7 protein-coding genes are annotated in these 11727 nt (G+C 57.9%); 6 read left to right on the plus strand and 1 reads right to left on the minus strand.

Annotated features, from left to right (window positions below):
- Positions 1 to 94: 94 nt before the first annotated feature.
- The 5 genes from ACP0GE_RS00170 to ACP0GE_RS00190 all read left to right on the plus strand — a co-directional run bounded on the left by ACP0GE_RS00170 (position 95) and on the right by ACP0GE_RS00190 (position 6684).
- A complete protein-coding gene (locus tag ACP0GE_RS00170) occupies positions 95 to 2227 on the plus strand; it encodes a serine/threonine protein kinase (protein WP_424829990.1) in 2133 nt (710 codons plus the stop codon).
- 201 nt (positions 2228 to 2428) lie between these two features.
- Positions 2429 to 3469 carry an FHA domain-containing protein gene (locus tag ACP0GE_RS00175; protein ID WP_424829991.1) on the plus strand — a complete coding sequence of 347 codons (1041 nt, stop codon included), beginning with the start codon at positions 2429 to 2431 and terminating at the stop codon, positions 3467 to 3469.
- The gene (locus ACP0GE_RS00180) at positions 3469 to 4248 is read left to right on the plus strand and encodes a PP2C family protein-serine/threonine phosphatase (RefSeq protein ID WP_424829992.1); all 780 of its coding nucleotides are present in this window, start codon (positions 3469 to 3471) and stop codon (positions 4246 to 4248) included. The genes ACP0GE_RS00175 and ACP0GE_RS00180 overlap by 1 nt, the downstream gene beginning before the upstream one ends.
- Positions 4249 to 4269: 21 nt before the next feature.
- Positions 4270 to 5532: a peptidoglycan-binding protein LysM gene (locus ACP0GE_RS00185; RefSeq protein ID WP_424829993.1), complete on the plus strand. Its 1263-nt coding sequence runs from the start codon at positions 4270 to 4272 to the stop codon at positions 5530 to 5532.
- 45 nt (positions 5533 to 5577) lie between these two features.
- On the plus strand, positions 5578 to 6684 hold the full coding sequence (locus ACP0GE_RS00190) for a peptidoglycan-binding protein LysM (protein WP_424829994.1): 1107 nt from the start codon (positions 5578 to 5580) through the stop codon (positions 6682 to 6684).
- A 288-nt stretch (positions 6685 to 6972) separates the two neighbouring features.
- Here the strand turns inward: ACP0GE_RS00190 and ACP0GE_RS00195 are convergent, their stop codons facing one another.
- Positions 6973 to 9186: an NADP-dependent isocitrate dehydrogenase gene (locus tag ACP0GE_RS00195; protein ID WP_424829995.1), complete on the minus strand. Its 2214-nt coding sequence runs from the start codon at positions 9184 to 9186 to the stop codon at positions 6973 to 6975.
- 353 nt (positions 9187 to 9539) lie between these two features.
- Between ACP0GE_RS00195 and ACP0GE_RS00200 the strand changes: the two genes are divergently transcribed.
- Positions 9540 to 11726, plus strand: a complete 2187-nt coding sequence (locus tag ACP0GE_RS00200) for a Tex family protein (protein ID WP_424829996.1) — start codon at positions 9540 to 9542, stop codon at positions 11724 to 11726.
- Position 11727 lies beyond the last annotated feature (1 nt).

Here is an 11727-nt window from a genome sequence, read left to right on the forward strand (position 1 = left end):
GTCTTAAGTGTCCTGCGGTTGTTTTTGGTTGTGAGTTCGTGGGCTGATTGCCCGGTTATCTGTACCGCAAAGTGAATTGAATGGGCGGGAAGACATGAGTCACAATCAGGCGGTCGGCGCGACGCACGACGAACCTCAAATCGAAGGCCTGAAACCAGGCGCAAAACTGCTGCGCGGCCAGTACGAGATCATCCGTTTCCTCAGTAATGGCGGCTTTGGGATTACCTATCTTGCGCGCGATAGCCTGGAGCGTAACGTCGTCATCAAAGAATGCTTCCCCGGAGCTCTTTGCCAGCGCAAAGGTGATCTGGTCGAACCGGCCAACTCGGATCACAAGGAAGATCTGCGTTCAATTATCGACCTGTTTATTCTGGAAGCACGGAACCACGCGCGACTGGTGCATCCCAACATCGTCGACGTCCATCAGGTGTTCGAAGACAACAACACCGCCTATATCGCGATGGACCTGATCCGCGGCTGCGATCTGCTCGACTATATCGAAAACCCGGACAACGAAAGCGGTCCGGACTTCATCGTGCAAGTGACCGAAAAGATGCTATCGGCGGTGTCCTTTATTCACCAGAGCGGCATGCTGCACCGCGATATCTCGCCCGACAACATTCTGATCGACGAACATGGCGAACCAATCCTGATCGATTTTGGTGCTGCACGGGAACAAGCGGCCAACCAGAATGCAGCTCTGCTGACGTTGCGCGTTATTAAGGATGGCTACTCGCCCCACGAGTTCTATATCCGCGGTGCTGAACAAGGGCCCAGCAGCGACCTCTATGTTCTGGCAGCCACATTGTACCACGCCATCAGCGGTGAACGCCCAATTGACGGCCAAACCCGCCTGAATGCGTTCAATAGCGGCCAGGCGGACCCCTATCGCCCGCTGGCTGGGCGGTATGTTGGGTACCCCAACGGTTTCCTGGAAGCGATCGACAAAGCGATGGAGGTCCACACCCCCGATCGGCTGCAATCGGCTTTGGACTGGTTGCGGATGTTCCGCGGACCGGATGTCATGTTCGACAGCTTCGCTTACCGTCCGGTCTCTGTCATCGTTGGTATGGACCGCAAAGATGACGAGGTCGAACAAGAGCGCATCAAAGCCGAAAGCGAAAACGCCGAGGCTGTGGTAACCGCTTTGCTGGCAGGCAACGCCGATCTGGCTTTGGGCAACCAAGAGAAGCCCGACGAGGATCTGAACAAGCTTACTCCTAAAGAAGAACCTCCTGTCGCCGTAGATACGATTGTAAAAAGCGGGTCGGGTGGTTCCAGCAAGACGATCCTGTTTGCAGGGGTTGCATTGGTGGCCATTGCAGCAGGTGGTTTCTTTGTCATGTCGGGCGACTCCTCAGAGCCCGAAGCAAGTCCGGTGACAGCGCAGGCTCCGACCACTCCGGAACCCGCAGTTGCTGCGCCGGAACCGGTCGAGCAGACCGCCGAAGCCGCAGCAGAGCCGGAACCGGCCGAACCCGCTTTGGCATCAGAAGAAACTCAAGTGGCGCAGGAACAGCCTGTCGAGCAGGCGCAGACAGAAGTCGCCACCCCTGCGGAAGAAGAACAGGTGGTCGAGGCCCCTGCCGAGCCGGCCGCCACCACGGATGCTCCGGTCAATCTGGCAGAAAATCAGGTCGCCTATGCTCATTGGGATGTTGAGGTTCCATTCACAACGTCCAGACGCAGGGGCACCACCGGGAACGTGCTGGCTGTCACAGGTGTTGATGCTGGTCAGGACATGTCTGTCATCGGTGACTGGATACAGCGCGGCGCAACGATATTTACGCTGAACGGCGAACCGGTGCGTGCTGACGCCTCATTGGCCGCGCAAGTCTTGGACAATTTCTCGGTCGACCCGGATGGCTATGTCCGCGTTACAGCGCGCTATCGGGCATTGGGACAGCAACGCGCCCAAAATGGCCTGCTTGCCCTGCCCGCCAAGCGCGAATTTGGTCTGGAAAACGGTTACGCATTCGAAGCGCTGAACACTGGTGACTCCGGCTGGCAGACAGTTGTGACAGCAGCCACCCAAACTGGCGCCGGGGATCTGCAACAGGGGGATATCCTGCTGCGTGAGAACCAGACCGATCAGGCGATTGATGCCGCAAAGAGTTTGGAGGCGGTGCTGATGGCGCTGGTTTCCGACAGTAAACCCACCGCTCAGCTGACCGTTCTAAGGAACGGGGCCGAGGTTTCGGCCACCATGCAGCTGACACAGGAGTAGAACTGACCGGTGTAAGTGAAATTCGCCAGCGTGTGTGTGCTGAGAGAGGCACGAATACTGCCTCTCTGTCGGGAACCGGCCCGTCGCGGAGTTAAATAGTTTCCCTGTTTCTCTTCATCAGTGCCCCTGCCCCAAGTGCAGAGGTTTGTAGCAGCCCCGCGGGCGAAACCCCGCGCCAGAATTCGAAAAGGTGTCGACACCATGTTCAAATACAAAAGCCCTCTCAGCCGGCTTCTCGAAGGTGGCGGTAAAACTAAAGACGAGGATCAAACCGAAGCGGAGGTTGCGGAAACCGAGCATTCAGAACAGCCTGCTCCGATTGCCGATTTCAATGCGCTGCGTCAGGCCTTGGGCGGCGGGGTTTCGCCGTCGGAATCCTACGAGGAAGCCGATGAATTGATCCCGGAAGAAAAAATGCCGGAGTTTGAAGAGGCTGAAGAAGCAGAGCCAGAGGTCGACGAGATCGAAGCCGATGCTCCCTCGGAAGAGGTTGAAGAGGGCAACGACCAGATCGTCACCCTGCATCTGAGCCAGAAGGATGCCGCGGACCCTGAAGAGGACATGCTGGCTGCGGTCGCAAAAGCTTCGACAGAGGCCGAAGAACCTGTCGCCGAAGCGGTGGCAGAGCCCGTCGCCCCCGAGGTCGAAACGTCCGAGCCTGTCGTTGAGCCGACGGCTGAAGAGACACCTGAACCGGTAGCCGAAGAGACGCCGGAGCCGGCCCCCGAACCTGAAGCCACCGTTGCCGAGCAACCTGAGCCCACACCTGCCCCGGCCACAGATCGCCGGTCCCGCGTGAAAACAACGTTCCTGGGTTTCGAGCGTGCTGATACGCATGTTCAGGACATGCTGGAAACCGCCGAACCGGTGGCTAAATCCGAAACCACGCAGCAAACCTTCCCTGTCGGGTGGCTGGTAGTGACCTCCGGACCGGGGCGCGGAGCCTGCATCACTCTGACCGAAGGCCTGATGCAGATCGGCCGGAACGACGATCAGGCGATCCAGCTGGATTTCGGCGATACCGGTATTTCGCGCAGCAATCACGCGGTGGTCGCTTACGATCCCGAAGACCGCAAGTGTTACTTGGGTCACGGTGGCAAAGCGAACCTGGTGCGTCTGAACGGCAAACCCGTTCTGAGCACAGTTCCGCTGTCCAATGGCGACCTGATCCGCATCAGCGAAACGTCCATCCGCTTTACTGCCTTCTGCGATGACGGTTTTGACTGGAGGGATGCTGAATAATGCTGGCAACCCCTGCATATGACATCGCCCTGATCCTGCATCAGGGTCAGCGCGATGCGCAGGAAGACGCGATTGCGGCCCGGGTATCGGACGCGGCAAGCGCGGGATACGTGGTCGTTGCTGACGGCATGGGAGGACATGAGGCGGGCGATATCGCCTCGGGCCTTGTCATCTCTGCCTGGCGCGACGCGATGGATACTCAACTGGATGGACCGGACCTTGTCGAGAGCGCCCTGCTCGACGCTCTGCCATTGGCCGCGATGCAGGCCAATGCCGCCGTGGCAAACCATGGTGAAGAAAACGGGGTCAACCTGGGGTCAACCCTGTTGGGTATGCTGATGTTGGGACGCCGGGTGTTCTGGATATCCATCGGCGACAGCCCGCTCTACCTTTTCCGTGACGGCAGGCTCACGCAGATCAACGAAGATCACTCGATGGCACCGATGATCGACGCACAGGTCGCCGATGGCACCCTGTCTGCCGACGAAGCGTTGATACATCCGGATCGCAATCAGTTGACCTCGGTCATCATGGGCGCTGCAATCCCCAAGGTGGACTGCCCCGAACAGCCACTGGCGTTGCGCCCGGCCGATATTCTGATCCTGGGCAGCGATGGTCTGCAATACCTTAAGAATTCCGAGATCGAGAGCCTGTTGCGCACCCATGTCCAATCCCCGGCGCGGGACATCTCCGACGCATTGCTGAGGGCGCTACAGGCCAAGGGTGATCCGGATCAGGACAACATATCAATCGCCGTGGTCAAACCGGCTAAACCCTAAAATTGCAGGGAAAGAACATCTATGAAAACCCGTCTGATCGTATCAAGCTTGGCCCTTGCAGCCGCTACCGGCGCAGCCTCGGCGCAAGAAGCATGCTCGACCTATGAAATCCAGCCCGGCGACAGCTTGCGCGAGCTGGCAATTGCGATTTACGCGACCGAGGACTACCGTGTTATTCACAACGCAAACCGCGATGTGATTGGTTCGAACCCCAACCTTATTCGTGTCGGAGACATTCTGACCCTACCCTGTCTGGACGAGGCCGGAAGGGGTCCTCAACTGCCGGATACCGAAGCTGGACGCATGGCAGCCGAGATGGCAGCGGAACTGGTCAAAGCCGCCGAACAGCGTGCAGAAAAGGCAATCGCTGAGGCCGAAGCCCGTGTTGCCGAGGCCGAAGCAGAAGCCAAGAAGGCCAGCGAAGATGCCGTGATCGCGGCCAAAGCTGCCGCCAAACAGGAAATCGAAGCTGCCCGCGCGGAAGGCGCTGCCCTGATCCGTAACGCGGATGAAGGTGGCCACCCGGAAATCCGGGACCGCCAATTGCTGCTGATTACAGGCGGCAACTATGCGCCCTTCACCGATGAAGGCCTACCGCAGCGTGGCCTGTATACCGAGCTGGTGGAAACAGCGTTTCTGCGGGCAGCACCGGAACAGGGCTACAAAATCCAGTTCGTGAATGACTGGTCGTCACATCTAGACCTTCTGATGCCGACTCTTGCGTTCGACGCGACATTCCCGTGGTCCCGCCCCAATTGCGATGCAGCTGAAACGCTTTCAGAAGCTGACCGGGGCCGCTGTGAAACCTATGACTTTTCTAATCCGTTCTACGAAGTCGTAGATTCCTTCTTTGCTCTCGAGGGCTCAACCTACGTCGAAACCCTGTCCTATGCCGACTTTGCCGGCACAACGATCTGCCGCCCTGAAGGTTGGTCAATGACACATATGGACCTGGTCAGCCTTTACGAGCCCGTCGTCACGCTGATGCGTCCGGTTTCCCCCGATGATTGCTTCCACGCCGTTATGGACGGAACAGCAGACATCGTAGCCATCGAGGCGCACCTGGCCGTCGAGGCCATCAGCCGCCTGGGGTATCAGCATCAGATCATAGAAAACCCCAACCTAGCGGCAATCAAACCGCTTAACATCATGATCCATAAAGACAATCCAGATGGGGATGCGATCCTTGAGACGTTGAATCAGGGTCTGGCGATCATGCAGCAATCCGGCGAATGGCGGGACATCGTCTCAACCGCATTACGTCATCAAATGGAAAATGGATAAGGCCCCGAACAGCCTGAAAACACTATTAATCCGGAGGAAGTGGAAATGTTTGAATTCAATCTGAAGAAAGTTGTGATGTCGGCCACGGCCGTCACCGCCCTCAGCGCTGGCGCCGCCGCAGCTCAGGAAGCCTGTACCAACTATACAGTGCAGGACGGTGACACGATGGCGACAATTGCGATCGCAGCTTATGGCACATCGAACTATCAGCCGATCTTCAACGCGAACCGCAACGCGATCACCAACCCCGGCTCGCTGCAGCCCGGTCTGGTTCTGGCTCTGCCCTGTGAGGACGGTAGCCTGCCAAACGGTCAGTCCGCACAAGAACTGATCGCGGCAGAAGAGAAGCGCGCGGCCAGCGTCAAACGCTCGAACGTCTATGCCCCACCGATCAAGTTGGTCGCGGGTAATGGTTGGGAGCCATTCACCACCGAAGCGCTGAGCGGCGGCGGCATCATGACCCGTCTGGCCACAACCAGCCTGCAGCGAGCAGGCAACAGCCGCGACTATTCGGTCAGCTTCGTGGATGACTGGAGCTCGCACCTGGAAACCCTGCTGCCGCTTGGAGCGTTTGACATTTCGATCGCATGGACCGTCCCGGACTGCACCAACCGCTCGTACGAGTGGTCGGCGGAAACCGAAGCACGCTGCACGCAGTTCGTCGCATCGGTGCCGGTCTACGACGTTGTGGGCGGCTTCTACACCCTGCCGGAAAGCGAATATGCTGCGGCGACGGATTTCTCGGACTTGGAAGGCTCGACCATCTGCCGCATGGCGGGTTGGAGCATGGTCGTGCTGGAAGAAGTTGGCCTGAATCGCTCGAACATTTCGGTGGTGCAGCCAAATTCGGCCCGCGAATGCCTTGACGCGGTTCTGACCGGCACTGCGGATGTTGCAGCGTTCGAAGTTGAGCTGTTCGCCTCAACCATGAAAGACATGGGTCTGACTTCGGCCGACATCGCCGAAAACCCATATGTTTCGACCCTGTCCTCGATGAGCTTCCTTGCTCATCGCACCAATCCCTTCGCGCGTGAATACATCGCGATGATCAACAAAGGTCTGGTCGAGATGCGCGAAACCGGTGAGTGGTACGCAATCATCTCGGACACTCTGCGCGAACAGAATGAAAAGTTGAACACAGCATCGAACTGATCCCTCGGTTCAGCTGATAGACTTAGGCCGGTCGAAAGACCGGCCTTTTTTGTAAAGGTGGACTTCTGGAACACCGATTTTCCCGGCACTCTACGGGAATCCCCCAATATTCAGGGGCAGCAAACGGCGTAAGATAAACTCAGCTACACCGGTGAGGCTTTGGCCCCACCACTCACTCCGAAAGGGACCGGCTACGGGGGCTGGTCCCTTTCTTGTTTAAAATGGAAAAACCGGCCCTGAGCAGAGCCGGTTTCGCATGTCGGTCGCGGAGATTCTCCTGCCGGTCGATTATCCGATTATCGCGTTCAGTGTCGGACTGGGCCGCATGACACTTGCGGTTTTGGCAGCATTGGTGTGGTAGTACCCACCCAAATCCGCAGCAGCGCCCTGCGCAGCTGCAAGCTCCGACAGAATCTGCTCCTCATTTTCTGCCAGTTCTTTGGCAAGCGGAGCAAATTCGGCAGCCAGTTCCGCATCCTCCGATTGCGCGGTCAACGCTTCGGCCCAGTAACGTGCAAACCAGTAGTGGCTATCCCGGTTGTCAGGTTGCCCCACCTTACGGCTGGGTGAGCGGTTGTTGTCCAGAATGCCCTGAGTTGCGGCCTCGGCTGCGGCACCCAGAACACCAGCTTTGGTGTTGCCCTTGCTATCGGCCAGGAAGTTCAGGGATTCACCCAGCGCGCAGAACTCACCCATCGAGTCCCACCGAAGGTGGTTTTCTTCGACCAACTGCTGCACATGCTTCGGGGCCGATCCCCCTGCCCCGGTTTCGAACAGACCGCCGCCATTCATCAGTTTGACGATGGACAGCATCTTGGCCGAGGTGCCCAGTTCGAGGATCGGGAAAAGGTCGGTCAGATAGTCACGCAGCACGTTACCGGTGATGGCAATCGAGTCCTTGCCTGCCGTGATCGTTTCAAGCGACTGGCGGGTCGCCTCACGTGGGGCCATGATCTGGAACTTGTCGGCGACGCCAGCAGTTTCCAAAGCCGGTTTGACGTATTTGATCAACTCAGCATCATGGGCGCGATTGGCATCTAACCAAAAGATCGCCTCGGACCCCGTCAGGCGCTGACGATCCATCGCCAACTGAATCCAATTCTCAATCGGGGCTTTCTTCACAGTGCAAGACCGCCAGATGTCACCCTTTTCGACGTCGTGCGAATGCAGCACGTCACCGTTGGCCAAAACAATGCGGATCGTGCCATCCGAAGGGGCCTGGAACGTCGTCGGGTGCGAGCCGTATTCTTCCGCCTTCTGCGCCATTAGACCAACATTGGCCACTGCTCCGGCGGTTGCGGGGCTCAGCGCGCCATTGGCTTTGAAAAAGTTGATGGCTTCGTCATAAACCGGTGCATAGCAGCGGTCGGGGATCACGCAGTTGGTGTCGCCTTTCGCTCCGGATTCGTCCCAGCCCTTGCCACCTGCGCGGATCACGGCAGGCATCGAGGCGTCGATGATTACATCCGAAGGCACGTGCAAATTCGTAATGCCACGGTCCGAGTCGACCATGTAGATGGATGGACGATCTGCTTTCAGCGCATCGATGGCCGCCACAATCTCGGCATTGTCCTTCACGCGCTCCAGCAGGTCACCCAGGCCCGAGTTCGGGTTAACGCCCAGCGCGTCCAGTTCGGCGCCGAATTTATCGAACACCGGAGCCAACCACGCCTTGACCGCATAGCCAAAGATGATCGGATCACTGACCTTCATCATCGTCGCCTTCAAATGCAGCGAGAACATGGTGCCATCATCCTTGGTGTCTTCGATGGCATTGGCCAAGAACGATGACAGCGCCTTGACCGACATGAAGGTCGCATCGGCAACGGTGCCTTCTTCCAATGGCCAGCTATCTTTCAACACGGCGAGGCTGCCGTCTTTGCCAACAAATTCAATTTTGGCATCACCCGCCTGAGCGGCGGTAATGGTGGCTGACTTTTCATTCGCATAGAAATCATCGCCAGACATGGACGAAACCTTGGTTTTGCTGTCCGATACCCACTCACCCATCGAATGCGGGTTCTTCTGGGCGTAATTCTTCACCGCCCGCGCAGCACGGCGATCGCTGTTGCCCTCGCGCAGGACCGGGTTCACGGCCGACCCTTTGATGGCATCATACCGGACACGGATCGCTTTTTCGGCGTCAGTCGAAGGTTCTTCAGGATAATTGGGGATATCATACCCCTGCGACTGCAATTCCTCGATGGCGGCCATCAACTGCGGAACCGAAGCCGAGATGTTTGGCAGTTTGATAACGTTGGCATCGGGCGTTTTCACCAACTCACCCAAAGCCGCCAGATCATCGGTGATGCGCTGCGCATCCGTCAGGTTTTCCGGGAACGTCGCCAGAATACGACCAGCAAGCGAAATATCCTTAGTGCCAACGCTGACACCTGCGGCCGAGGCGAACTTGCGGATGATGGGCAGGAACGACGCGCTCGCCAGCTCGGGCGCTTCGTCTACAATGGTATACAATATGTCGAAGTTCGATTTTTCTGCCATATTCCTTTACCTTTTTTAAAGCCTTTCGGGGCGTGCGATCCAAGAGTGTGTGCCAACGCTCAATACTGGCACCGAGCCGTAACGAGGCGTTGACGCCCCACGGGTGACTCTGATTTGACAGGGCCTCCCTTAAATCAGGATGGGCTTGGGATCAATCCATGTTCGGGCGCGCATATTGACACGGGGGGTGTGCTAATTCACCCATCACCCCAGCACCCGGCAATCAACACAGTGGGCTTGCCACAAGGCGACTCTCTGATTTCGCTTATCCACAAACCCTGCCTCACGGTCTCTTTCCCTTGTCCCAATGACTGGCTAGAACGGGCCTCCAACTGCTAGAATGGAGCCCCCTTTTGGACCGCATCACCAGCACCATCGCTACGGACATCAACGCGCGCGTCAATCAGGTCAGCGCTGCGATCAAACTTCTGGATGAGGGTGCAACAGTCCCTTTTGTGGCCCGCTATCGCAAAGAGGCCACGGGTGGATTGGACGATTCTCAGCTGCGGGTTCTATCCGACCGGCTGGCCTATCTGCGCGAACTTGAAGCGCGGCGCGAAACCATTCTGGGCTCGATCAAAGATCAGGGTAAGCTGACCGACGATCTGGCCAAATCCATTGCGCGGGCCGACACGAAGGCGCAGTTGGAAGATATCTATCTGCCCTTCAAACCCAAACGACGAACCAAAGCGATGATCGCCCGCGAGAACGGATTGGAACCGCTGGCGGACGCAATCTTGGCTGACCGCTCGGCAAGCCCTGAAAGACTGGCAGAAACTTATGTCACTGGGGCTTTAGCCTCGACAAAAGATGCGTTGAACGGCGCACGGGACATCATCACAGAGCGGCTTACCGAAAACGCGGACCTGCTTGGTGAATTACGCAGTTTCATGCAGCACGACGCGTTGCTAAGCGCCAAGGTGATTGAGGGCAAGCAGCAGGAAGGTGCCAAGTTCAGCGATTATTTCGACCATTCGGAGCTTTGGGCCGCTGTCCCGTCACATCGGGCTCTTGCGATGCTGCGCGCCTCAAAAGAAGGAATCGTGACGCTCGACATCGCGCCTGAACCAGAATTTGGCGGCCCCCGGGCCGAGGCGATCGTTGCCGCCCATCTGCACACACGTACAGACGGCCCCGGGGACGCATGGCTGCGCAAGGTGGCAGGCTGGACCTGGCGGGTAAAACTGTCGCTGTCGATGATGGTCGAGTTGATGGCTGATCTGCGATCCCGCGCGCAGGAAGAGGCGATTCAGGTCTTCTCGCGCAATCTGAAGGATCTGCTGCTATCCGCCCCTGCAGGGGCGCGGACTACATTGGGTCTTGATCCAGGTATTCGGACAGGAGTCAAAGCTGCGGTTGTGGACGCAACGGGTAAGGTTTTGGCAACGGATACGCTTTATCCTTTTCAGCCAAAGAACGATCTGCGCGGTGCTCAGGATACCATTTTCCGGCTGATCACGACCCACAAGATCGAGTTGGTCGCCATTGGCAACGGCACTGCCAGCCGTGAAACTGAACGGCTTGTGGCTGACACACTAAAGCTGCTGCCCAATACGGTTACGACCCCGACCAAGGTTGTGGTATCCGAGGCCGGAGCATCGGTCTATTCCGCCTCGGAACTGGCTGCGCGGGAATTTCCGAATCTGGATGTATCGCTGCGCGGCGCGGTGTCGATTGCCCGCCGCCTGCAAGATCCACTGGCCGAACTGGTTAAAATTGAGCCCAAAAGCATCGGCGTCGGGCAGTATCAGCACGAAGTAGATCAGCATAAACTGTCTCAATCGCTCGAAGCTGTGATCGAGGATGTTGTGAACGCGGTCGGCGTTGATCTGAACACAGCCTCGGCCCCGTTGCTTTCACATGTCTCGGGTCTTGGGCCTGGGCTGGCAGAAGCGATTGTGACGCATCGGGACATCAATGGCGCTTTCGCAACGCGTGCGGACCTGCTGAAGGTCGCCCGCCTTGGTCCGCGCGCCTATGAGCAATGCGCCGGGTTCCTTCGTATTCGAGACGGGGATGAGCCACTGGATGCCTCCTCGGTCCACCCCGAAGCTTATGACGTTGCGCGAAAGGTCGTTGCCGCCTGCGGCCGTGATATCCGGCAGATCATGGGGCACGATGGGGCATTGAAACGGTTAAGGGCCGAACACTTTGTAAATGATCGGTTTGGCCTGCCCACGGTGCGCGACATTTTTGCCGAGCTCGAAAAACCGGGCCGCGACCCCCGCCCCAGCTTTGTCACCGCCTCTTTCGCTGACGGGGTCGAAGAAATCACCGACCTCAAGCCTGGAATGACGCTGGAAGGTACCGTGACAAATGTCGCCGCCTTTGGTGCCTTCGTCGATATCGGCGTGCATCAGGACGGATTGGTTCACATCAGCCAACTGGCCGACCGGTTCGTGAAAGACCCGCATGAGGTGGTCAAAACAGGCGAAGTGGTCAAGGTGCGCGTGACCGAGGTTGACGTGCCCCGCAAGCGGATTGGTTTGACGATGCGCAAACAGGGTGGATCGTCAGATCAGCAGCAACGGGCGCGCTGAC

Origin of the sequence: Ruegeria sp. (assembly GCF_965243365.1) — a bacterium.
Classification (GTDB): domain Bacteria; phylum Pseudomonadota; class Alphaproteobacteria; order Rhodobacterales; family Rhodobacteraceae; genus Ruegeria.

What these genes read in the sequence shown, in the direction of transcription:
- ACP0GE_RS00170 (WP_424829990.1), top strand. Translation starts at nt 95, where the DNA reads ATGAGTCACAATCAGGCGGTCGGCGCGACGCACGACGAACCTCAAATC.
- ACP0GE_RS00175 (WP_424829991.1), top strand. Translation starts at nt 2,429, where the DNA reads ATGTTCAAATACAAAAGCCCTCTCAGCCGGCTTCTCGAAGGTGGCGGT.
- ACP0GE_RS00180 (WP_424829992.1), top strand. Translation starts at nt 3,469, where the DNA reads ATGCTGGCAACCCCTGCATATGACATCGCCCTGATCCTGCATCAGGGT.
- ACP0GE_RS00185 (WP_424829993.1), top strand. Translation starts at nt 4,270, where the DNA reads ATGAAAACCCGTCTGATCGTATCAAGCTTGGCCCTTGCAGCCGCTACC.
- ACP0GE_RS00190 (WP_424829994.1), top strand. Translation starts at nt 5,578, where the DNA reads ATGTTTGAATTCAATCTGAAGAAAGTTGTGATGTCGGCCACGGCCGTC.
- ACP0GE_RS00195 (WP_424829995.1), bottom strand. Translation starts at nt 9,186, where the DNA reads ATGGCAGAAAAATCGAACTTCGACATATTGTATACCATTGTAGACGAA.